The organism is Sphingomonas sp. GW821-FHT10F11 (assembly GCF_058809095.1).
Genome location: NZ_JBXASH010000001.1, coordinates 496,114 through 517,990 on the forward strand (window position 1 = coordinate 496,114; position 21,877 = coordinate 517,990).

At 65.1% G+C, this 21,877-nt stretch carries 19 protein-coding genes; 5 read left to right on the forward strand and 14 right to left on the reverse strand.

The window, feature by feature from the left end; genetic code table 11:
* Positions 1-2 precede the first annotated feature (2 nt).
* From AC1RT8_RS02325 to AC1RT8_RS02355, 7 genes are all read right to left on the reverse strand, one after another.
* Positions 3-1,604, reverse strand: coding sequence for a tannase/feruloyl esterase family alpha/beta hydrolase (locus AC1RT8_RS02325; protein ID WP_493073985.1), 1,602 nt, complete (start codon positions 1,602-1,604; stop codon positions 3-5).
* Positions 1,601-2,455: an alpha/beta hydrolase gene (locus AC1RT8_RS02330; protein WP_493073986.1), complete on the reverse strand. Its 855-nt coding sequence runs from the start codon at positions 2,453-2,455 to the stop codon at positions 1,601-1,603. Before AC1RT8_RS02330 ends, AC1RT8_RS02325 begins: the two co-directional genes overlap by 4 nt.
* A gap of 11 nt (positions 2,456-2,466) precedes the next feature.
* The gene (locus AC1RT8_RS02335) at positions 2,467-3,954 is read right to left on the reverse strand and encodes a carboxylesterase/lipase family protein (RefSeq protein ID WP_493073987.1); all 1,488 of its coding nucleotides are present in this window, start codon (positions 3,952-3,954) and stop codon (positions 2,467-2,469) included.
* Positions 3,951-7,172 carry a family 78 glycoside hydrolase catalytic domain gene (locus AC1RT8_RS02340; protein WP_493073988.1) on the reverse strand — a complete coding sequence of 1,074 codons (3,222 nt, stop codon included), beginning with the start codon at positions 7,170-7,172 and terminating at the stop codon, positions 3,951-3,953. The genes AC1RT8_RS02335 and AC1RT8_RS02340 overlap by 4 nt, the downstream gene beginning before the upstream one ends.
* Before the next feature lie 383 nt (positions 7,173-7,555).
* A complete protein-coding gene (locus AC1RT8_RS02345; protein WP_493073989.1) occupies positions 7,556-10,252 on the reverse strand; it encodes a TonB-dependent receptor domain-containing protein in 2,697 nt (898 codons plus the stop codon).
* A gap of 162 nt (positions 10,253-10,414) precedes the next feature.
* Entirely contained in the window at positions 10,415-11,692 is a 1,278-nt protein-coding gene (locus tag AC1RT8_RS02350) for a hypothetical protein (RefSeq protein WP_493073990.1), read from the reverse strand.
* 204 nt (positions 11,693-11,896) lie between these two features.
* Complete coding sequence (locus tag AC1RT8_RS02355) at positions 11,897-12,178, reverse strand: hypothetical protein (protein WP_493073991.1); 282 nt, start codon at positions 12,176-12,178, stop codon at positions 11,897-11,899.
* A gap of 64 nt (positions 12,179-12,242) precedes the next feature.
* On the opposite strand from AC1RT8_RS02355, the gene AC1RT8_RS02360 reads away from it, so the two are divergent.
* The gene (locus AC1RT8_RS02360; protein ID WP_493073992.1) at positions 12,243-13,118 is read left to right on the forward strand and encodes a gamma-glutamyl-gamma-aminobutyrate hydrolase family protein; all 876 of its coding nucleotides are present in this window, start codon (positions 12,243-12,245) and stop codon (positions 13,116-13,118) included.
* Here AC1RT8_RS02360 and AC1RT8_RS02365 read toward each other — a convergent pair.
* From AC1RT8_RS02365 to AC1RT8_RS02375, 3 genes are read right to left on the reverse strand one after another with little or no spacing between them, the layout of a single operon-like run.
* Positions 13,099-13,722, reverse strand: coding sequence for a dihydrofolate reductase family protein (locus tag AC1RT8_RS02365; protein WP_493073993.1), 624 nt, complete (start codon positions 13,720-13,722; stop codon positions 13,099-13,101). The two genes, AC1RT8_RS02360 and AC1RT8_RS02365, sit on opposite strands and share 20 nt — an antisense overlap.
* A 27-nt stretch (positions 13,723-13,749) precedes the next feature.
* Complete coding sequence (locus AC1RT8_RS02370) at positions 13,750-14,217, reverse strand: SRPBCC family protein (protein WP_493073994.1); 468 nt, start codon at positions 14,215-14,217, stop codon at positions 13,750-13,752.
* Positions 14,214-14,552, reverse strand: a complete 339-nt coding sequence (locus tag AC1RT8_RS02375; protein ID WP_493073995.1) for an ArsR/SmtB family transcription factor — start codon at positions 14,550-14,552, stop codon at positions 14,214-14,216. The genes AC1RT8_RS02370 and AC1RT8_RS02375 overlap by 4 nt, the downstream gene beginning before the upstream one ends.
* A gap of 247 nt (positions 14,553-14,799) precedes the next feature.
* Between AC1RT8_RS02375 and AC1RT8_RS02380 the strand changes: the two genes are divergently transcribed.
* Positions 14,800-15,375 (forward strand): CC0125/CC1285 family lipoprotein, encoded by a 576-nt coding sequence (locus AC1RT8_RS02380; RefSeq protein WP_493073996.1) that lies wholly within the window; start codon positions 14,800-14,802, stop codon positions 15,373-15,375.
* Positions 15,376-15,413: 38 nt separating this feature from the next.
* On the opposite strand, the gene secA is transcribed toward AC1RT8_RS02380, so the two are convergent.
* The 3 genes from secA to AC1RT8_RS02395 all read right to left on the reverse strand — a co-directional run bounded on the left by secA (position 15,414) and on the right by AC1RT8_RS02395 (position 19,195).
* On the reverse strand, positions 15,414-18,158 hold the full coding sequence (gene secA / locus AC1RT8_RS02385; protein ID WP_493073997.1) for a preprotein translocase subunit SecA: 2,745 nt from the start codon (positions 18,156-18,158) through the stop codon (positions 15,414-15,416).
* A 100-nt stretch (positions 18,159-18,258) separates the two neighbouring features.
* A complete protein-coding gene (locus AC1RT8_RS02390; RefSeq protein WP_493073998.1) occupies positions 18,259-18,522 on the reverse strand; it encodes a hypothetical protein in 264 nt (87 codons plus the stop codon).
* Positions 18,523-18,586: 64 nt separating this feature from the next.
* Complete coding sequence (locus AC1RT8_RS02395; protein WP_493073999.1) at positions 18,587-19,195, reverse strand: energy transducer TonB; 609 nt, start codon at positions 19,193-19,195, stop codon at positions 18,587-18,589.
* A gap of 108 nt (positions 19,196-19,303) precedes the next feature.
* On the opposite strand from AC1RT8_RS02395, the gene argJ reads away from it, so the two are divergent.
* The 3 genes from argJ (at position 19,304) to AC1RT8_RS02410 (ending at position 21,465) form a co-directional block, all read left to right on the forward strand.
* Positions 19,304-20,533 (forward strand): bifunctional glutamate N-acetyltransferase/amino-acid acetyltransferase ArgJ, encoded by a 1,230-nt coding sequence (gene argJ, locus AC1RT8_RS02400; RefSeq protein ID WP_493074000.1) that lies wholly within the window; start codon positions 19,304-19,306, stop codon positions 20,531-20,533.
* 4 nt (positions 20,534-20,537) lie between these two features.
* Positions 20,538-21,149 (forward strand): glutathione S-transferase family protein, encoded by a 612-nt coding sequence (locus AC1RT8_RS02405; RefSeq protein ID WP_493074001.1) that lies wholly within the window; start codon positions 20,538-20,540, stop codon positions 21,147-21,149.
* 172 nt (positions 21,150-21,321) lie between these two features.
* Positions 21,322-21,465: an SEC-C metal-binding domain-containing protein gene (locus AC1RT8_RS02410; protein ID WP_493074662.1), complete on the forward strand. Its 144-nt coding sequence runs from the start codon at positions 21,322-21,324 to the stop codon at positions 21,463-21,465.
* A gap of 41 nt (positions 21,466-21,506) precedes the next feature.
* Here the strand turns inward: AC1RT8_RS02410 and trxA are convergent, their stop codons facing one another.
* On the reverse strand, positions 21,507-21,854 hold the full coding sequence (gene trxA / locus AC1RT8_RS02415; RefSeq protein WP_493074002.1) for a thioredoxin TrxA: 348 nt from the start codon (positions 21,852-21,854) through the stop codon (positions 21,507-21,509).
* Positions 21,855-21,877 lie beyond the last annotated feature (23 nt).

Below are 21,877 nucleotides of genomic sequence, written 5' to 3' on the forward strand. Positions count from 1 at the left end.
GATCAGCTGTTCGGCGCCGAGCAGACGAAGCTCGCCGCATCGTCAGTCGAGCCAGTGCCGTTCCAGCGCGCGACCTTGGGATAGGCGCAGAGCGGCCGGGTGCGGATCGGCTTCGACGGAAAGCCGAGATAGCCGAACAGATCGCTGTCGAACTTGGTAGCGGTCACCCGCTCGGGCGCCACCCCGCCCTGCCGCCAGCCATCGAGCGTGCCGAGCGCGTCGAACACATTGGGGCCCGGGCCCATCAGGCAATGCGACATGCCGGGCACCATGAACAACCGCACCGAGCTGGCCGCGCCCCTCGGGTTCGCGCGCTCCACCCGCTGATAATAGTCGATCGTGTTCTCCGGCGGGATCGCCGCGTCCTGCCAGCCATGATAGAGGATCAGCTTGCCGCCGTGGCGGAAGAAACCCCGCAGATCGGGATTGTCGGCGTCGAGATTGGCACCCTGCAGCCGCTTGGCCAGCGGATAATCGTGCGCCAGATCGAAACTCGATATCTGCCATTCGGGGTTCGAATGGACCATGTACCGCATGAACTCGGTCGCGAAGCGGCCGTGCTGCGCCTTGGGACCGGTCAGCCACAAATCCCAGGTGCCCGCCACCGCCTCGGCGCCGGGCTGAAAGCCGAAATAGAAGGGCTTGCCGTCGGGCCCGACGGGACCATGATAGAGCGCTCGGGCCGCCTCGACTTGAGGCGCGGTCATGCAGTCCGGACCGTCACTCGCCTTGCACTGAAGCTCGGCCGGATCGAAGCGGCACTGGCGCGGATCCTCGATCACACCGTCGGCCACGCCATCGAGCTTGTCGCACTTCGCCAGCGAGGCGGTCTGCAGCAACTTCAGCTTGGGGTTGGGAATGCTGGATTCCGGGCGGGCGAACACCGCCAGATGATTCATCGCAAAGGCGCTGGTCATCCGCGTCCAGGGAATGGCGGGCGCACCGGCGATGATCGCGTCATAATCGTCGGGGTAGCGCTGCGCCTCGGTCAGCGCCTCGCGACCGCCGTCCGAGCAGCCATGGAAATAGCTCGCGGCAAGCGGCGCGGCATAATAGGCCGCGACCACCTTCTTCGCCGTTTCGGCCGCGAGATGATTGGCGCGCCAGCCGAAATCCTTGATCTTTTCCGGGGCGTTCAACGCCCATTTCGCGTCGACGTCGCTTTCACCGAAATGGCCCATGTCGGTGCCGACCGAGGCATAGCCCTTTTCGACCCCGCCGCGCATCAGCAGCGACGGCACGGTCAGGTTGCTCCCGAACCCGCCATTGCCCGCGCCGAGCAGCTTGCCATTCCACGCCGCGCGCTCGGGCAGCCAGACCTCGACCTTGATCGACGATCCCGGCACCGGGGTCAGCACCGCCTGGACCCGGCAAAAGGCGCCTGCCGAGGGCAGGCCCGGTTTGCCGGCCTCAGTCGAAACCATCGCGCCCTTGGCGACCGGCACTGCCGCCTCGATCCGCCCATTGCCGAGCGGCAGGCCGACCAGCGCCTCGCAAGTGGCGATCTTCTGCACCGCGACCGCGGGCGGCGCGCCGTCGCTCGCCGAGCATCCCGCCAGCAGCGCGACGGCCCCGAGCGACCCAAACCTGACAAGATCGCTCATTTGGTCAGCACTCCCTGAGATTGCAGCCAGGTGCGCATGCGCGCGGTCCAGTCGTCGGTCGGCTTGCCCTTTGGCTCCATGCCGAAGCCATGGCCGCCTTTGGGATAGGTCACGAATTCAGTGCTGGCCCCGCTTGCCCGCCAGGCGGCTTCGAGCCGGCCGCTGTCGCCTCGCGCAATCGTGTCGTCATCGGCCACCAGCACGAACAAGGGCGGCGCCTTTTTCGGTGCGACGATCGGGTCGGGCAGCAGGCCCGGGTAAATGGTCGCGGCGAAATCCGGACGGCTGTCAGGGTGGTTTGCGAGCATCGTCCAGACCGTGACGGCGCCGCCGGCCGAGAAGCCCATCATGCCGATGCGGTTGGGCTTCACGCCGAAACGAGCGGCATTCTTGCGGACATAACGGACTGCGTCCTCGCCATCAGCGGTGGCGGCCGGGCGCAGCGGCTCGACGGCAGTGGCCAGTTCGGGAAGATGAGTCAGAAGCCGGAAGAAGTGCGGCACGAAGCCGTCATCGGTCTGCACCAGCCGGTATTTCAGTACGAACGCCGTAATGCCCATGCCGTTCAGCCAGCGTGCCGCCGCAACGCCTTCATTCTCGATCGACAGCATGTGGAAGCCGCCGCCCGGCGCGACGATCACCGCAGTGCCGGTCGCGATCTTCGGATCGGGCAGATAGGTGGTGAGCGACGCGTCTGAGACGTTGCGCACGATCTTCCCGAAGGGGAAGCGAGTCTCGGTTACCTCGGGCTGGGGCGTTGCGGGCGCGCCGGAGCGGAGGCGGATCACCTCCTGGGCATCGCCCGAGGCCGTCACCGAAAGCAGGGCGAGCACGACAAGCAAGCTGCGCATCTGGAATACCTTCATTGGGCTGTATCGCGGGCGGCGGCGATGGCGTCGAGCGCCGGGCTCGAGGCCGGCGCCATGCTTGTGCCCGTGATGCCGATCTCGAGCATCGTTGGCGTCTTGGGATCGACCCGACCCCAGGCGGGGATGCCCTTTCCGTTCGGATCACCGGTCTTTGCGAAATTGGTCCAGGCTGTCGCCAGCAGATTGGCTGCGGCCTGGTCGGCGGCGGTCGGCGCGACATCACCCTTCGCCAGATCGTCGAACTGGAAGATCACGTCAGTCGCATGACCGGCGCCGATGCCGTCCTTGCGCTTGGCTTCCGCGACATAACCAAAGCGATAGAGCCAGGTTGGCGATCCTGCCCGGGCATGGCGGATCGCCAGCGCCAATGCCGGCTCGGTGAACATGATGTCGGCCGCGACATGGCGCTCGGCCTTTTCGGGCGAGCCATAGGCCGCAGTCACCGCCTTGGCGCCTGCCCCGAGGCCCGCCAGCGCGGGCGTGTTGACCATCGGCAGGAAAGGTGCGGGCACGAAGCCGAGTTCGTCGTCGTTATTGCCGATAATGTAGGGGATATGCGCCTGCTTGCCGTCGGCGAACGACTGATCCGCGTTGCCGGGAATGATCGCACCGTCCGTGATCGGGCCCGAATAGCGATCCTCTTCCTTGCTCAGCATATTGATGCCGCCGATGACGGTTGCGGTGGGAAGCGCGCGCAGGGCCGCGGCGTCCTTGCCGGCGGCAAAGGCGCTTCCCTTGGCCTCGGCCGCGGCAAGCGTCGGCCATTTGTCGCGACCGCCGCCTGACGCGGTGATTGCCTTGGCGAACAGCCCCTTGGCGGCAGGCGAGGTCATCAGCCGCACGACCGATTCACCGCCGGCGGATTCACCCAAGATCGTCACATTGGCCGGATCGCCACCGAAGGCGGCGATGTTCCTGCGCACCCATGTCAGCGCTGCGATCTGGTCCATCAGGCCCCAGTTTCCCGTTGGCTTTCCGCCAGCTTCCGCGGTGAGTGCCGGGTGCGCGAAGAAGCCCAGCCGGCCCAGCCGGTAGTTGAAGCTCACCAGCACCACGCCGCGGCTTGCGAGCCGGGCGCCGTCGGTCTCGGCAAGCGCGCTCGATCCGCTGACGAAACCGCCACCATGGATCCACACCATCACCGGAAGCTTCGCGCCGGCGACTGCCTTGGGTGTCCAGACATTGAGGAACAGGCAATCCTCGCTGGTCGGCTGGCCGCTGCCGGTTGCGCCGGGAAAGGCGTTCTGCGGGCAATCCGCCCCGAATTTCGATCCATCCCGAACCGCGCTCCAGACGGCAGGCGCAGCCGGTGCGCGCCACCGCAGATCGCCTGTGGGGGCCGCCGCATAGGGGATGCCCTTGAAGGCGACCACTTCATCCACCGCGACGCCATGGACCGGCCCTGACTCGGTGCGGACGTCCTGCGCCGACACCGGCAACGCCGCCATCAGCAGGGCCAACCCGGTCAGGGTCCGGATCATCGCGTCTCTCCTCCATGGAATTCATAGCTGCCGGGGCCGGTGCGATAGACTTCATATCCAGCCTCACGGCGGTCCAGCGTCGCGCCGGCGGGCGCCGTCACGCCGCCAAAGCGAGTGGGCACCCAGATTTCACCGTTGGCATTCGGCGGCACCTCGGCCTGCAGGGTCAGCCTGCCCTGCTCGACCCGCCAGCGCGACGCGGCATGGCCAAGCACTGTCTCCATCGTCGCTTCCGCGCTGGCGAGCCCGGTCGGGATCGCCGGCTTGACCAGCACGGTCTTGTAGCCCGGCGCCCCCGGCCTCAGCCCGGCAAGCCGCTGGCGCATCCAGTCGCCGATCGACGCGAAATAATGATGATCGCGGGAACGGCTACCGAGGCTCCAGCTCTCGAACATCGTCGAATGGCCGTTCGCGATCCACCAGCCCCAGCTCGGTTCGTCAGTGCGGGTCGCAGCGCGATAGGCGAGATCGGCATGGCCATGGTCGCTGAGCACCTCCAGCACATAGCGCGTGCCGAACACGCCCGTGCGCAGGCCCTGTTTCTCCACATCGCGCGCGATCGCATCGGCGACACTCTGCTCGCGGCCTTTGGGGGCCATGCCGAAGGCAAGCGCCAGGACATTCTGGATCTGGAGCGGTGGGCCCGCCACGCTTTTGGCGTCGATCGTCCGGTACCAGCCGTTCTTGTCGTCCCAGTAGCGTGCATTGTACGCCGCGCGGATCGCCTCGGCGAGCGTCCGGTAGCGCGCAGCGTCCTGCGCCTCGCCGATGACCGCGGACGATGTCGCGAGCAGATCGGCTTCATGGAAGAAATAGGCGGTGGTCACCGCATCGACGCCGCCGCCGCGGGCGTTGAAGAAGTCCAGGCTTCCTGGTGGCGACCATTCGCTCAAACCCTTGGCGCGGTAATAATCGGGCGCCGTGATGACGGTCGCGGTGTAATCGACCAGCCGCCGCTGCATCTCGTGGTTGCGCGCGAGGATGCGCGTGTCGCCATAGCTGGTGTAGAGTTCCCATGGCAGGATCAACGCCGCCACGTCCCACGGCGTGGTCGGCCCTGAAATCAGGCCCCAGCCCGGCGTATCCTCATAACCATAATAGGGCGTCGCGGGCACGATCTCGGGGATTTCTCCCTTCGGCGATTGCGCATCGCGGAAATCGCCGAGCCATTTGGTCCAGACCCGCGCCACATCCAGGCTGCGCGCCGCCGCGCCCGCCGATGCCTGGGCGTCGCCGGTCCAGCCATTCTTCTCATAGGTCGGCGTGTCGGTCTGGAAGCCGTGCATGTTGTTGAGGATCGTCGCGGTGCCCGCCGCATCGATCTTCCCGAGCAACGGATCGGCGCTGGCGAAACTGCCGGTCCTGGCGACGGCGGAATGAACCACGCGGGCCGTCAGCGTCGCGGCGTTGGGCGTACCGGGAAAGCCGTCGAGCTGGACATAGCGGAAGCCGCGATAGCCGAAGCTCGGCTCCCAATGTTCGTGGCCCTTGCCGGCCAGCGTGTAGCGGTCGGTCTGGAGTTGCGCGTCGATCAGGCCGGATGCGGGGATGACCCGGCCCTCCGCATCAATCTGCTCGCCTGCGACCATCGACACGGTGATACCCCGCGGCCCTGCGACATCCAGTGCGGTCCAGCCGGCGATGATACGGCCGAAATCATAGACCCAGATGCCTGGTGCGGCCTGCTTGACCGAGACCGGCGCAATCGTCTCCACCGGAGCGATCGGCTCGGAGTTCGCGGCGACCAGCGCGCCTGTCGGCCCGGCGACGACCCGGGCAGCGCTCCAGCGGGCGGCGCGAAAGCCGGGCTTGTCCCAGCCGCTGGGCAGCAGGCGCGCGTCATAGCGCTCGCCGCGATGGACGGAGTCGCCGATCGTCGGACCCGACACTGTCTGCCAGTCGGCGCCGGTCGCGATCCGCTGGGTCGTGCCGTCGGCATAATCGATGTCGAGCTGCGCCTTCAGGGCCGGCTCGGCGTGCCAGGGCGCGACGTGGAAATACCATTCATTGGGATCGGTCAGGCCGTACCAGCCCCGGCCGAGTTCGGCGCCAAGCACATTCTGGCCGGGTCGGAGCAGCGCAGTCACGTCATAGGCGTAGGTCAGCACGCGCTTGTCATAGGCAGTGAACCCCGTGCCCAGCGGCGAGCCGACCGCGGTGCCGTTCAACACCGTGCGCGGCATGCCCGCACCGGCCAGATAGAGACGGGCGCGCGCGATCTTGCCGGCGACCTGGAAGGCGCGCCGGACGAGCGGTGCCGGCGCTTCGATCGGCAGGACCAGGTCGACATTCTTGACGCCGCTGGCGACGACCAGCCCTTCGGCCGAGACGCTGCCGCCAGTGAAGGGATTGTCGTTGCGCGCGAAATCGGTCCGCGCCGCGGGGCTGCCGGTGCCGGAAACCGCGACCGCATGGATCACCGCCGCGCGTTCTTCCTTGCCGCTGAAGCCGATCGTGCCGTGGCCGTGCGTGCGGTCCTCGACAGTGTCGATCGCCTTGCCGTCCAGGCTGGTGACGATCGTCGCGCCGGTTGCGCGGATCGTCAGCTGGTGCCGCTGGCCCTTGAGCGGCATTGTCAGCGGTACGCGCTTGAGCACCGCCGACTTGACCGCGGAACTGGTGCCGCCCGGATAGGTCCGCACGGACTCGATGAGGACAGCGCCGTCCTTGCCCTCGCTCAGCGTCCAGACATAGGCATCGCCATAGGTCTTGCCGTGCGGCAGCGCGCGAAACAGGATGTCGACTGCGTTACCCGTAAGCGTCAGATCCACATCGAGCGTGACGTCGCTCCAGTCGTGATCGCGCCGCTCGGGGCCGGAAATCCACTTCGCCTGCCAGTCGGCCGGCGCGAGCAGCCCCATCTCCCACCAGCCGGGCGTGCTCCAGCCGCTCGCGCGACCTGCATCGTCCCAGACCTGTACCTGCCACGAGTAACGCCCGCGCGCCTTCAGCGGCTGGCCGGCATAGGCGATCTGCACGTTCGCATCGGACGCGACCTTGCCGCTGTCCCAGACCAGATCGCCCGTCTCCAACGCCTCCGGCGAGGCAGCGACGCGGATGCGATAGGCGGTCTGCCTCCCCACCGGCGACCGCCAGGCGAGACGGGGCGCCGGCTCGTCGAGCCCGAGCGGCGTAGCGCTATATTCGACCGCGAGCTTCGACGGCACAGGGTCCGGCTCGGCCTGCACAGGCTGAATCAGGCAGAAAGACACCAGCACGGCTGACAGGAACGGGAGCAAGCAGGCGCGTCGAACAGGTGTTGGAGATGGCACAGGGTTGTGGAAAAAGGGCGTGAATTCGACCGAATGTGAGAGTCGGTTTACGCTATTTTTTCGACGACTCTTCTTCGAGTCCCCAACAGCAATTTCTGAGTCGTCTTCCCCTCTGTCTGCACCAATAGCCATAGTTCGCGCCGAACAGGCCCGATCCGTGCTTTGGCTATAGTGACCTGTTACTTGCATAATGTGAGAGGGCCTTAATTTCGTCTTTCGCTCAATCACCGCCCCGACCCGCCTCTGGAGGAGACGGGCCGAGGGGTTCCGATGGATTTCAGCAGAGATCGCGCCTGGGTTGAATCGACGGAAGCGGCAAAACCTTCTCCCTAGAATTTGGTGCGGACACCGACCGAGACCACCCGCCCGAGCGTGCTACCATTGGTATAGCCGCTGGCGCTGTTAAGGTAGGGCGGGTCCTGATCGAAGACATTGTCGACATTGAGCGTCAGCAAGCTGTTCTTGAGCAGGCTGCCGAGATCGTAGCTGAAGAACAGATCGACGGTCTTGAACGAGGAGACATGGGGCTGCGACGGAATGCCGAGGATGGGATATCCACCCCGATAGTTCAGCGTCGCCCGTCCGGTGAGGTCGCCGACACGCGCGCCGATGCCCGCGGCAAGGGCCGTGCGCCCGACGCCGTTCTTCAGATTGTCGCTGAACGGCCCGCCCGCCACCGCGGAGGATTTGCGGTTGAGCGTATAGGTGCCGGAGACGGTCGCGTTGATCGACCCGAAGCCCGTGTCATGTACATAGCCGACATTGAAATCGATGCCGTCGGTATGGACCGACCCGAGATTGGTACGCCGCGCATTGAACAGCACATAGGGTATCGTGCCACCGGCATAGAGGCTGGCGAGACTGGGTGCGCCGGTGACGATGAGATTGCCCGCCGCCGCCTGCGCCTGGGCCAGGGTTGGGCTCAGGATGTAGTAGCTGGCATAGTTCGGGTCGGAATAAAGCACCGGCGAGGTGATCGGCGGTACCGAGATCGAGTCAGTGAACTTCACGTTCCAATAGGTTGCGCTGGCAACCAGGCCAGGCACAGCCCTGGGCACCCAGTCGAAACCGACCGACCAGGTGTCCGCCTTTTCCGGCCGCAGATCGGGATTGCCGCCAGCGATAACGATCATCGGCCGCAGGATGTCGAGCGGCGAGCTGTTGGCCGCGCGATAGGGACTGAACAGGAAGACCTGAACGCGTGAGTCAGCCGTGCTCGTCGTGTCGGCAAGGCTCGCCGCATGGAACGAGGTCCCGTAATTGCCGCGCAGGGTGAAATCCTCGAACGGCTTGTAGGTGATGCCGACCTTCGGATTGGTCGTACCGCCGACGTCGCTGTAATCGTCATGGCGGACCGAGCCCGAGACTTGCAGGCTGCGCATGCCCGGACCGCCATTGCCGGCCCCGAAGATCGGGATCAGCAATTCGGCATAGGCCGATTTCACATCGCGATTGGCCGACGAATTGATTGCGTTGGTGAAGACGTTGCGCCGGTCCTGCGCGATGCGGGAATCGAGCTGCTCGTAATGATATTCGGCGCCGACCGCGAGCCGGATATCGCCGCCGGGCAGGCTGGCCAGCGAGCCGTCCAGGATCAGCCGCCCTTCCGCCAGCGCCTGGGTGGCATCGCCGAAATTCTCGAAATCGGCGATCGTCGCCAACACGGCCGGGTTGGTCGCCGACAGATTATAGGGATTGAGCGCGGTCGCGGTCGTCGTGCCCGCCAGCGCCAGAGTGGCCGCGGTCGAGTTGATCGTCTGCTCGCGCACCAGATTGTAGCTCTCGCCGAAATTCGCCATCGCGCGGAGCTGCCAGTTGCCGCCAAGGCCGATCGAGATGCTCGGCGTCACACCATAGGAATCGAACCGCGCCTTGCTGGTCGCGCTCTTGCCGAAGACATCGGCGAAGGACAGCGCAATGCCCTGGATCGGCGAGAGGCCGATCGGGCGGAAATAGGGGTTGGTGAAGAGGATGTTGCCCGTGAAGCCCGATTGCGAGCTGAGCGTCGTCGTGTCGCGCCGCGACCAATAGGCCGACATGTCGAAATTGACGCTGTCGCTCAGCTTCTGGGTCAGGCTGGCATAGACCGAATGCCGCCGCTCGCGCGGATAGATATCGGCATAGTCGTTGCTGTCGCAGAGATTGCTCGTGTTGGGCAAAAGACCCGGCAAGGCATAGCTGACGCCCGCGGCGGTGATCGTGCCCGGCGCGCAGGTGGTGGTGCGGAAATCGGTGCCGCCCTTCGCCCGGTTGTCGGCCGTGACATAGTCCCGGTCGATGCCGAGGATATTGTCGTGCCAGGCATAGGCATAAGACACAAAGAGCGATCCGCTGCCCCAGTCGCGCCCGACCGTCACATTGCCGTCCACGCCCTGATAATCGTCGCCGAAGCTGTACCGGGCGCTGGCGCCGACACCGTTGAAGCGCTTGCGGGTGATGAAGTTGATCACGCCGCCGATCGCATCCGAGCCATAGATCGCCGATCCACCGTCGGGCACGACCTCGACGCGTTCGATGATGTCCGGCGGGATCGCCGACGGATCGAATGTCGTCTGGAGAACGCCGGCGCCGACCATGCGGTGACCGTTGACCAGTACCAGGGTGGTCACGCCGCCCGAAGAGCCGAGGTTGCGGATATTGGGCCGCACCACCGGAATGGCGAAGCTCGCCGAGCCGACCGGAACCGTTCCGAAATTGCCGACCTGCGGGATCGAGGCGAGCAGGTCGTTCGACGACGCGGCGCCACTGACGAGCACATCGTCCCGGGTCACGGCGATGACGTTGGTGCCAGTGGGGGCAACGCCGCGCAGCAACGTACCCGTGACGACGATATCAGGGCCCTCGGCGGCTTCGGCCGGATCTGGGAGGTCAGTCGACTCGTTCGGGACCGAATTGATCTGTGCCACGGTCAGCGGAGTCGTCTGAGCCTGCGCCAGGCCTGCCCAGGCCAGCCCGCTGGTCAGCGCCGCAATCGAAACGCCCAGGCGCAGCGACCGAAATCCAAAAGCTGAAAAATCGCCCCTCATCTCATCCTCCCCGATGCGCCGCTGGCGGGCGCTTGATCCGACTGGAGGCTGGCGAGGCACTGGCCGTCGCTTCCCCAGACACAGACCGTTCTTCGACGGCTTGCGTGATGGGGCAGTACGAGTTCGAAACGCGCCCGTCAATATTTTTAAAAGAATGTACCGTTATATGGTATTCGCGATGATCGCACTCCTGAACTCGCCCCGGGCAAGGGCGAGATGCGCCAGCGGGGAGCCGGTGGAGAGAGCGCGAACCTGCTTGCCGATGAAGACGGCCTGCATCCGCATCGCCGCGAGTTGACCGGCCTCAGGGACCAGCAATTCAAGCCGGCGCTTCCACGCCTTGGTCTGGTCCATGATGACGCCCCACACCGCTGGCCGCAGCTCGAGTCGCCGCGACGATTCGAGGCCGATCGAATAGATGGCGATCGCGGCCCGGCCATGCTGAGTGACTTCGCGGACGAACACCGCGGCGGTCAGGTCGGCCAGCACATCCAGGGGTTCGCCCGTCACCTGCGCCGACGTCACCATGTCGCGATACCGCCCCTTGGAGCGCGCGAAGAGTTCGGCTTCGGCCGCCTTGAGCAACCCTTCGATCGATCCGAAATGATAGGCCGGCGCCGCGGTAGTCAGCGCGCTCTGGGCGGCCACGGCGTTGTAGGTGATGGCGCCCGCGCCCTGAGCGATAAGCACGTCGATCGCGCCGCCCAGGATCCGCTCCCGCGTCTCCCGGGCCTTGTTGGTCCGGCGAGTCGGCGACGGCATGGCGATGACCGGCGGTGCGCCGGGCGGGGCCCATTCGCTGGCGGGATCGCCGCCGCCGCTGAGCACGGCGCGCAATCGCGCCGAGGTCAAATCCAGCGGCAACGTGATGAACAACAGGCCGATCATCGTATCGATCGCCGACTCGACCGCATGGTCGCCGCGCTCGCCCGGCATCGCGCCGGCGAGATCGCCCCACACCTCGAGCAACTCGCGAAACCAGCTATCCGCGAGCGCATGCCCCTCCGCGCTGCGGGCGGCATCGAGCATGATCTCGCACCAGGCGAGGGCGTATTTGCGATGGCGGCCGGTGGCGTTGATCAGGAGCCTCGCCGCGAACCCGTTCAGATCGGTCGCGACGCCGTCACCGCGCCGCTGCCGCTCGGCAGCGCGCCGGAAGGACCGGGCATAGCCGTCGAGCAGCCGGCTGGCCGCGTCCGCGATCATGTCGCGCTTCGTGGCATAGTGATAGGTCGTGGCGGCAAGCGATACGCCCGCCGCGGCGGCCACGAGACGATGAGTCAGCCGGCTCGATCCGGCATCGGCAAGCACGGTGATGACCGCATCCGCGATCCTGGCCCTGGTTCGCGCCGACCGCCCTCCCTGCCTGGCCTGCCCATCCTGCCTGACCTGTTCGCCCTGGCGCGCCTGCCGAACGCCAGTGGTCTTCGTCGATGCCACGATTATTCTTTTCCTCTTCCGGCAATCCGCCGCCCCTGCCGCGAAACGCCCCGTTCTGACGCCCATCCCGACCCGTTCGGCAAGTGCGATACCGTACCCTTGGCACAATAGCCGCCTATCGCGATGCGCTCGACCCCATGGATGCCGGTATCGTTTCGCGTGCAAGCCAAGAAAGGCGCCCAATCCACTGTCGAACTATTCCCTTCAGCCCTCGGCAAGGCCATGCTGAAACGCCATTCCGGCAGCGCCGAAAGGCTTGTGTCCCGGACGAATCGACTTCAATACTTCCATCGAGCGCGATTCATCATGCCCCATGTCGCGGAAAGCACTCGCCACCCGCCCATGTCTCATCCCCTTCGCAGAACGCTGAATATAGTATTTTAAAGGGTTGTACAGGATATCTGTGGAAGCGCTGAGCGGCTTGCCCTGCCTGATCGACACGTCGCAAATCCAGACCGCCTCAACGTGCGGTTTGCCCTCGGGCATATTTTCTTCCTAATGCCTACTCAATTAGGGGGTTATCGTCTCAAGGCGGATATCGCGTCGGACGTTGGAGGCATTGGATGGTCCTGAGGCTGCTCGAACAGGTATCTGCGATCAGGCCGATGCGCGCTGCCACACGCCCTGCCGGTCTCGCCCCGTGAGCGCACCCTTTTTTCCGCGCGGGCCCGCCAGGCCGAGCAAGCCCGTCATCGGGGTGCTGTGCTGCAACGAGATCGCCGAGCGTCCCATTCAGGCGGTGGCCAGCCGCTTCATCGAACCCCTCTCGCGGATTTCCGGCGCGACGGTGCTGCTCGTCCCGGCGCTGATCGACGTGCTCGATGCGGCCTCGTTGACCGATCGTCTGGATGGGCTGCTGCTCACCGGCTCGCGCTCGAACGTCGCGCCGATGCGCTACGGCGCAACCCCCTGCGCTGAAGATCGCGTGGACGAGGAGCGCGATCAGGTCGCCTTCGCGCTCGCCGGGCATATGATCGAGCATGGCAAGCCCGTCTTCGGCATCTGCCGTGGGCTGCAGGAACTCAATGTGCTTTTCGGGGGCACCTTGACGGCGGAACTCGGCGGCGGGACGCATCACGGCGATGAGGACACGCTGTCGTTCGAGCAATTGTTCGAGCATTGCCACGATGTGAGGCTCGTCGATGGCGGCGTGCTCGCCAGTGCCGCAGGCGCGCGCCGGCTCAAGGTGAACTCGGTGCACCGCCAGGGCATCGATCGCCTCGGCACGGGCCTGGAGATCGAAGCTCTGGCGGTTGACGATGGCTTGATCGAAGCCTTCTCCGCACGGCCCTGCGGCGGCGACGTCGTGGCCGTGCAATGGCACCCCGAATGGAACAGTGCGAAGAGCAAGGCGAGTCAGGGTTTTTTCGGACTAATCGGCTCGGCGTTGCGCGGTGGAATCGTCCCTATCGCAACATCTCGGTGAAGCTCGCGGGACGGGGCAGATCTGCAGCGGCATGCGATACGTGATGCGTTCCCACCACGCCGTGCTCGAAAGCGCGAATTCCCATCAGTTGCAGATCGCGCTTCTCGGTCAGCGTCGAGAACCAGGACTCGCCGGGCGACACGATCGGGTAGGTGAAGAAGTAGAACTCATCGACCAGGTCCAACGCGACGACCGATTGCGCGAAACTGGCGCCGCCCGACACATGGATATCGCCTCCGGGCTGCGCCTTCAGATTCTTCAGATACGCCGCGAGATCGGCGTCCGTGGCCGCCACGACCGGTTCCACATTGTTCCAGGGCGTCAGCGCGGCGCTGCCGGACCGCGAGAAGACGATCTTGCGATAGTCGTTCATCCGCTGCGCCATCGCCCGGTTGGTCTCGGTCCCGACATCGTCGGAAAGCGCGCCCGGCCAATAGGCGGCCATCTCCTCATAGGTCGTCCGTCCGACGAGAACGGTATCGTATCCGGCATAGATCCGGTCGATCTCCCGATACTGGTCGTCCGCGACCCCGGAAAGCCAGGCCATCGGGTCATCCAGGCGGCCATTGAGGGTCGTCATCATCTGCAGAATGATCTTGCGCATGGGCAGCGTCCTTGTGTGTGTTGAAGTCTATTCGACGAATGTCGCGAGCTGCCCCATCACGGTGCCCCAGCCATCATTGAAGCCCAGATTCAGGTGCATGGTCCGATCGGCATTGTTCCGATGCATGACATGGGCGGAATAGTCGGTGCCGAGCGGATGATCCTTGAAGGTGATGATCGCCGTCATGAAGGGGTTTTCCGCCGGCCGCCAACCGCCGAGCAACGCGTTGGTGAAGACGATGCGCTCCTGGGGGTCGACCGCGAGGAAACAGCCGCTCACATGCGGTCCGAAGGCACCTCCATCCTCGCTGATCCGGGTCACGAACGCACCGCCGGGACGCAGGTCCATGTCCGCGACCTGGCAGAGGGCCGGTTCGGGAATCCACCATTTCTCGAACTTCGCCGGGTCGGTCCAGGCGCTCCACAGGGCAGATCGCCGGGCCTTGATGATTCGCGATATGGTGAGGTCGAGTTCGGGGTTGAACGCGGGCGTCATTGGGCATCCTCTTGCTGGTTGGTGACGAACTGTTCGAGCCGGTCGGTGCGCTCCTCCCAAAGCGCGCGCTGATCGGCGAGCCAGTCGTCGATCGCGGCGAAGGTCGCCTTCTCGATCGAACAGGTGCGCACCCGGCCCTGTTTGCGGGTCCGGATCCAGCCGCTCTCCTCGAGCAGGTGGATGTGTTTCATGAAGGACGGCAGCGCCATGTCGAACGGCTGCGCCAGCTCGCTGATGCTGGCCGGCCCCCTGCCCAGCCGCCCGATCACCGCGCGGCGGGTCGGATCGGCAAGCGCCTGGAAGACGGTGTTCAGCTGCGCGTGATACTGTTCCATAAGGCTAAGTATCACGAGCCATCACTTAGCTCAATAGCTAAGTTTACGGATCGAAGGGTCTGTCGGCGTCTTTTCTTTGTGGTGCCGGGCACGTCCGGTCCGGCGCAGCGGTTCAGCTTTTGGCCATCATCGATCGATGACGATCGTCTGAAGCCTTTGTCACGGACACTTGGGCTGAGTCGTACGTTCCACATTTGACGGCCGATGCAGCACGCTTTGTCGCATCGGAACGTGCTGGAGGAAGAAAATGAAGACAGGAACCTCGCGGGCCGCACTTCTCGCAGTGCTGGGCACCGCAACCTTGATGACGGCTGGCTGCGCCACCGAAACCGCCTATCGCCCGGCAACGGGTACGGGCTTCGCGCGCGCCGGCTATAGCGACCGGATGATCGAGGCCAACCGCTACACGGTGAGTTTCGCCGGCAACACCTACACCTCGCGCGATACGGTCGAGCGTTACCTGCTCTACCGCTCGGCCGAGCTGACGGTGCAGCACGGCTATGATTATTTCATCCTGGCCGATCGCGACACCGACAAGCGGACCCGCACCTATACCACGCCGAGCGCCTTTGGCCCCGGACCCTATGGCTATTGGGGCGCGAGCTGGCGCTATCGCGGCCGCGGCTTCGGCTGGCGCAGCTGGGATCCGTTCTGGGGCGATCCCTTCTGGGACCGCAGCGTCGATATCAACACGGTCGACAAATATGAGGCCAATGCCGAGATCGTGCTCGGCCGCGGTCCCAAGCCGCGCGACAATGTCCGCGCCTTCGACGCGCGCGAAGTGATGAACAATCTCGGCCCGTCGATCGTGATGCCCAAATAAGCGAAAGGCTCCCCCGTATCAGCGGGGGAGCCTCTTTCTCACGCGACGCCGACGGCGCCGTGGCAATGCTTGTACTTGCGCCCCGAACCGCACGGACATGGTGCGTTGCGGCTCACCTTGCCTTCCCATTCAGCCGGATCTTCGCCGACCTCGTCGCCCATCGGTCGCGGGATCGACAGCGGCGGCAGGGTCGTGGTCAGCAGACCGCGCGTGCCCGCATCGAAATCACTGCTGTCGTCGTCGCCGCTGAACGGGTCGAAATGCGTCGTGATGAAGTCGGGCAGGTCGGGCAGCGCCGGCCGCTCCTCGATCTGGAACTGGGCATGCGCGATGGTGCGGGTCACGTCCTCGCGGATATTGGAGAGCATGCGCTCGAACAGCGAAAAGGCTTCCTGCTTGTACTCGTTGATCGGAGTCTTCTGCGCATAGGCGCGCAGATGGACGACCTGGCGCAGCGCGTCGAGCGTCGCCAGATGCTCCTTCCAGTGATGGTCGAGATTCTGCAGCAGGATCGACTTCTCGACCTGGATCCATTGTTCCGGCTCGAGCATCTTGGCCTTTTCGTCGACCATCGCATCGGCCGCCCGGCTGACGCGCTCCTCGACCACCTCCGGATCGATCGCCTCTTCCTTCAGCCAGTCGTCGATCGGCACTTCGAGCGCGAGCGTCTCGGCGAGCTTCGCGCGCATGCCTTCGACGTCCCATTGCTCGGGATAGGAGTTGGGCGGGCAGGCCTCGCCGACGATCGAATTGACCAGTTCGGTGCGCATGTCCTGCACGACATCGCCGACCGTGTCGGCATCCATGATGTCGGCGCGCTGCTCGTAGATGACCTTGCGCTGGTCGTTCATCACGTCATCATATTCGACGACCTGCTTGCGGATGTCGTAGTTGCGCGCTTCGACCTTCTTCTGCGCGGTCTCGATCGCCTTGGAGAGCCATTTCGACCCGATCGCTTCGCCGTCGCCGATGTTGGAGCGCATCATGCGCGCGAACAGCGTGTCCGGCCCGAAGATACGCAGCAGATCGTCATCGAGGCTGAGATAGAAGCGGCTGAGACCCGGATCGCCCTGGCGGCCCGAACGGCCGCGCAGCTGATTGTCGATGCGGCGGCTCTCATGCCGCTCGGTGCCGAGCACGAACAGGCCGCCCGCGGCGAGCACCTCCGCCTTCTCGGCCGCGATCTCTTCCTTGATGCGGGCGATCGCGGCGTCGCGCTCTGGGCCCTCGGGTATCTCGGCGAGTTCGTCGTTCACGCGGAATTCGAAATTGCCGCCGAGCTGGATGTCGGTGCCGCGGCCCGCCATGTTGGTCGCGATGGTGACGACGCTCTTGCGGCCAGCCTGCGCGACGATATGCGCCTCGCGCTCATGCTGGCGCGCGTTCAGCACCTCGTGCTTCACGCCTTCCTTGACCAGGAACTCGGAGAGCAGCTCCGACTTCTCGATCGAGACCGTACCCACCAGCACCGGCTGGCCCTTTTCGGCGTGCAGCTTGATCTTCTTGGCAATCGCCTGGAACTTGTCGGCGGTGTCCTTGTAGAATTCATCTTCCTCGTCGACACGCTGCACCGGCACGTTCGTCGGGATGGTCACGACGTTCATCTTGTAGATGTCGTAGAATTCGGCCGCTTCGGTCGCGGCAGTGCCGGTCATGCCCGAAAGCTTGGGGTACATGCGGAAATAATTCTGGAAGGTGATCGAGGCCATGGTCTGGTTCTCGGGCTCGATCTGCACGCCTTCCTTGGCCTCAACCGCCTGGTGCAGGCCATCCGACCAACGCCGGCCGTCCATCATGCGGCCGGTGAACTCGTCGATGATGATGACCTTGCCGTCCTTTACGATGTAATCGGTGTCGAGCTTGAACATCATGTTCGCGCGCAGCGCCTGGTTCAGGTGATGGACGACCTGGGTGTTCTCGAAATCATAGAGGTTCGCGCCCTCGAGCAATCCGGCCTTTTCGAGCATGCGCTCGACCTTCTCGGTACCATCCTCGGTCAGGATGATCGACTTCTGCTTTTCGTCCTTCTCGTAATCGATCGCATCGAGCTCCTTCACGACCAGGTCGACGCTGCGATACAGGTCGGACTTGTCGTCGGTCGGGCCGGAGATGATCAGCGGGGTGCGGGCTTCGTCGATCAGGATCGAGTCGACCTCGTCGACGATCGCGAAGTTGAAGGCGCGCTGGACCATCGAGCTGCGCTCATATTTCATGTTGTCGCGCAGATAGTCGAAGCCGAACTCGTTATTCGTGCCGTAGGTGATGTCGGCATGATAGGCGTCGCGGCGCTGCTGGTCGGTCAGGTTCGGGATGATCACCCCTACGGTGAGGCCGAGGAAGCGATAGACCTGGCCCATCCAGCCCGCGTCGCGCTCGGCGAGATAGTCGTTGACGGTGACGACATGCACGCCGGTGCCCGGCAGCGCGTTGAGATAGGTCGCGAGCGTCGCGACGAGCGTCTTGCCCTCGCCGGTACGCATCTCGGCGATCTCGCCGCGGTGGAGCACGATGCCGCCGACCATCTGCACGTCGTAGTGGCGCTGCCCCAGGGTCCGTTTCGCTGCCTCGCGCACCGTCGCGAACGCTTCGGGCAGCAGATCGTCGAGCTTGGTGCCGTTGGCCAGCCGCTCGCGGAACACGATCGTCTGGTTGGAGAGCTCGGCATCGGTCATCGCCGAGATGGTCGGCTCGAACGCCGCGATCTTCGCGACGATGGTGCCGAGGGATTTGACGTAACGGTCGTTCGAAGAACCGAAAAGCGATTTGGCAAAGCCGCCGAGCATGGAGAATTCCCGATCTATAAAGGCATGGCCGCCGGGTCGTGCCGGGCGGCGGAATGAACGTGACAAGTGGAGCCGGCCGCAGCCGGATCAGGCGGTCGCGCTATTCGCGACGGCGCTCCGCATAGAGCGGAATGACGGTATCGAGCGCGAAGACGGCCTTCACGCCGAAGGACGAGGCAGCGACGAGCGTCGGCAGAGCCTGGACGATCGGCCGAGCCGCGACGCGCGCGGCGGCCGGTGCGCTGGCCTGGACCGCCGACGCCTCGACCACTGCCTGATGCAACCGCACCTCGGGTGCCCGCACGCCGGAAATCGCGCCGGTCAGCGCGCTCAGCAGTGCGGAGAGGATGAGAAGCAGTTCCATTGCGGCGTGCGATGTAGTGGCTCGCGGTGCGGGCGTCCAGCAATTGCTCATGGAAGAAGACCGTTCAATTCTCGGGCAATACCCAGCGGACGGGCACCGTGTAGTCGCCAACGGTCGCCACGCCGTTTCGATCCCGTGCCGGTTTGAAGGTCGCATGCGCCATGAGGATCGAGCAGGTCGTCCCGTCCAGGCTGTTGGAACGGCTGCTGGTGGCGATGGTGCATTCCGTGGGCGATCCGCTCGGATCGATCGAGAGTTTCGCCACCACTCGCCCTTGCTGACTCTGGCGTATCGCTTCGACCGGATAGGCATCGCTGCCGAACCAGGAAGCCGGGCTCGTTTCGAACGTTGCCCTGGCCCCGGCGAGCGCGCGATCGGGCGGCGGCACGCGCCTGACCAGCGCCGTCGGGTTCTCCATCCGCATCGATCCGAAGTCTATGAACGAGCGGTCGGGCAGCTTCGGTTCGGTCGCCTCGGCCCGGTTTTCGATCGACGCCGCTCTCCTGTCGGCGACCGTCCGCGCCGGCTCCGGCCGGGTGCCTCCGAGGACGGACCAGAGTTTCGGGCCATATTCCTCGAAGCCCATTACGACGACCACGGTCAGCAACAGGAACAGGGTAAACACGATGGCCATCACCGCGAGGGTAATGCCCCTGCCTTCTCCGATGATCATGCCGCCTCCATCGCTATCCCGGTGATGATACAGGGGAATTGCACCGAGGCCATGGTTTTGACGGTCATGCCATTTGCCTGGCGCACGGCGGGCCTTATGAGGGCGCGCATGTCCAGCACCCGCTCCCCGCTCGCGCCCGAAGGCTTCCCCGTCCTGCCCGCGATTCCCGGCGTCACGCCGCGCATCGCCCGGGCGCGCTACAAGACCTGGGATCGCTGCGACCTGACCTTCGTCACGCTTGATCCGGGTACGGCGGTGGCCGGTGTGCTGACGCAGAGCCGCTGCCCGTCGCCCGAGGTGGAATGGTGCCGCAAGGCGCTGGTGCTCGGCCAGGCGCGCGCGCTGGTGGTCAATGCCGGCAATTCCAACGCCTTCACCGGCGACCGCGGCCGCGAGGCAGTGGAAAATCTCGTCGCGCGCGTCGCCACGCGGCTCGGTTGCCAGCCCTCGGACGTGTTCGTCGCCTCGACCGGCGTGATCGGCGTGCCGCTGCCGATCGACAAGAGCGAGGCCGGCCTCGACGCCGCCTTCCAGGCCGATCCCTGCAGCTGGGAAGACGCCGCCGCGACGATCATGACCACCGACACCTTCGCCAAGGCGGCGGTCACGCGGGCCGTGATCGGCGACAGGACGGTCAACCTGGTCGGCATCATCAAGGGATCGGGCATGATCATGCCCGACATGGCGACGATGCTCGGTTTCATCTTCACCGATGCAGCGGTCGAGCCCGCCTTCCTGCAGGCGGCGCTGTCCGATGCGAATGTGAAGAGCTTTTCCTGCATCACCGTCGACAGCGATACCTCGACCAGCGACACCGTGCTTGCCTTCGCCACCGGATCGGCCGGCAATGCGCCTTTGACCTCGCCCGACGATGCCGGTGCCGACGCCTTCCGCGCGGCGCTGGCCGATCTCTGCCTGCAACTCGCCCATCTCGTGGTGCGCGACGGCGAAGGCGCATCGAAATTCATCACCGTCGAGGTGACCGGCGCCGAAAGCGACCGCAGCGCACGGGTCATCGCCCTGTCGATCGCCAATTCACCGTTGGTGAAGACGGCCATTGCCGGCGAGGACGCCAATTGGGGCCGGGTCGTCATGGCGGTCGGCAAGGCCGGCGAGCCCGCCGAGCGCGACAGGCTGTCGATCCGCTTCGGCGAAACCCAGGTCGCGCGCGATGGCCTGGCGGTGACGGGCTATGACGAAACCCCGGTCGCAGCGCATCTCAAGGGCAGCGAGATCGACATCGGCGTCGACATCGGTCTCGGCGACGGCCGTGCGACGGTTTGGACCTGCGACCTGACCCATGGCTATATCGCGATCAACGCGGATTACCGGAGCTGAGCCGGTGCTGACCATCTGGGGCCGCCTCAACTCGCACAATGTGAAGAAGGTCGCGTGGTTTGCCGAGGAAGCGGGCCTTGCCTATGTGCGCCACGATGTCGGCGGCCAGTTCGGCATGGATGCCGACTATCTCGCGAAGAATCCCAACGCGCTCGTCCCCACCGTCGACGACGGCGAGGTCACCCTGTGGGAATCCAACGCGATCCTGCGCTACCTCGCGGCACGCCACTCCCCCGATCGTTTCTGGCCGGCCAGCCCGGCGGCGCGAGCGATGGCCGATCGCTGGATGGACTGGCAAATCGACTATGCCGAGGTCCAGCGCGACGCGTTCATCAACCTCATCCGCCGCCCCGAAGGCCAGCGCGACACTGAAGCGATCAAGCGTTCGGCCGAGGCCTGCGCGAAGAAAATGGCCGTGCTGGACGCACATCTCGCGCAGAGCCCCTGGCTGTCGGGCGACGCCTTCGGCATCGGCGACGTACCCATGGGCGTCTATGTCCACAGCTGGTTCACCCTGCCGATCGAACGCCCCGACCTGCCCAATGTGGCCGACTGGTATGACGGCCTGCAGGCGCGCTCCGGCTATGCCGGCAATGTGATGATACCATTGACTTGACGGCGGTCTCCTCCCGGAGCATCCGGCCTGCGTCGCGCTCTGGCGACGTTATGACAGGAGGCCGTCATGCACCGCATCGACCAACTCGCCGACCTGCCCTGCTTTCGAGGTCAGCTCGAAGCGGCGTAAGGGATATCCGTCCGAAACGCAGGTGAAGCGGGGTCTCCGCTTCGTGCACGGCGATATCGAACTCATCGAAAAGCTGGGTCGCAACGACCCCTGCCCCTGCGGGTCCGGGAAAAGATTTCCGCGCGCGCTGCCTGCAGGGAGGCCGCTTTCGATGGCGCGGAACGCCATGATTATTATCGCTGAATAGAAAAAGGGGCCGCGCGGCAGATGCCGTGCGGCCCCAATCGGTCAGTTGGCGGCGGTGTCGACCGACGAGTTGAGCTCGCCCTCGAGCCATGCCTTGATCCGGCCCTTGGGCTCGGCGCCGACCTTGGTCGCGGCCGGAGCGCCGTTCTTGAACAGGATCATCGTCGGGATACCGCGCACGCCGTATTTGCCCGGCGCATCGGGGTTGTCGTCGATGTTCAGCTTGGCGATGGTCACCTGCTCGCCCAGTTCGTCGGAGATTTCCTCCAGGCTCGGGCCGATCATCTTGCACGGGCCGCACCACTCGGCCCAGAAATCGACGAGCACCGGCTTGTCGGAGCTGAGGACGTCGCTCTGGAAGCTGTCGTCGGTGATGTGCTTGGTTGCCATGTCGGGAATCTCCTGTGTTGGCC

Bases quoted from the DNA above. Each gene is read 5' to 3' on its own strand.
- AC1RT8_RS02330 (WP_493073986.1), bottom strand. From the start codon at position 2,455: ATGCGCAGCTTGCTTGTCGTGCTCGCCCTGCTTTCGGTGACGGCCTCG.
- AC1RT8_RS02345 (WP_493073989.1), bottom strand. From the start codon at position 10,252: ATGAGGGGCGATTTTTCAGCTTTTGGATTTCGGTCGCTGCGCCTGGGC.
- AC1RT8_RS02365 (WP_493073993.1), bottom strand. From the start codon at position 13,722: ATGCGCAAGATCATTCTGCAGATGATGACGACCCTCAATGGCCGCCTG.
- AC1RT8_RS02355 (WP_493073991.1), bottom strand. From the start codon at position 12,178: ATGCCCGAGGGCAAACCGCACGTTGAGGCGGTCTGGATTTGCGACGTG.
- AC1RT8_RS02335 (WP_493073987.1), bottom strand. From the start codon at position 3,954: ATGATCCGGACCCTGACCGGGTTGGCCCTGCTGATGGCGGCGTTGCCG.
- trxA (WP_493074002.1), bottom strand. From the start codon at position 21,854: ATGGCAACCAAGCACATCACCGACGACAGCTTCCAGAGCGACGTCCTC.
- AC1RT8_RS02390 (WP_493073998.1), bottom strand. From the start codon at position 18,522: ATGGAACTGCTTCTCATCCTCTCCGCACTGCTGAGCGCGCTGACCGGC.
- AC1RT8_RS02380 (WP_493073996.1), top strand. From the start codon at position 14,800: ATGAAGACAGGAACCTCGCGGGCCGCACTTCTCGCAGTGCTGGGCACC.
- secA (WP_493073997.1), bottom strand. From the start codon at position 18,158: ATGCTCGGCGGCTTTGCCAAATCGCTTTTCGGTTCTTCGAACGACCGT.
- AC1RT8_RS02325 (WP_493073985.1), bottom strand. From the start codon at position 1,604: ATGAGCGATCTTGTCAGGTTTGGGTCGCTCGGGGCCGTCGCGCTGCTG.
- AC1RT8_RS02375 (WP_493073995.1), bottom strand. From the start codon at position 14,552: ATGGAACAGTATCACGCGCAGCTGAACACCGTCTTCCAGGCGCTTGCC.
- AC1RT8_RS02395 (WP_493073999.1), bottom strand. From the start codon at position 19,195: ATGATCATCGGAGAAGGCAGGGGCATTACCCTCGCGGTGATGGCCATC.
- AC1RT8_RS02370 (WP_493073994.1), bottom strand. From the start codon at position 14,217: ATGACGCCCGCGTTCAACCCCGAACTCGACCTCACCATATCGCGAATC.
- argJ (WP_493074000.1), top strand. From the start codon at position 19,304: ATGTCCAGCACCCGCTCCCCGCTCGCGCCCGAAGGCTTCCCCGTCCTG.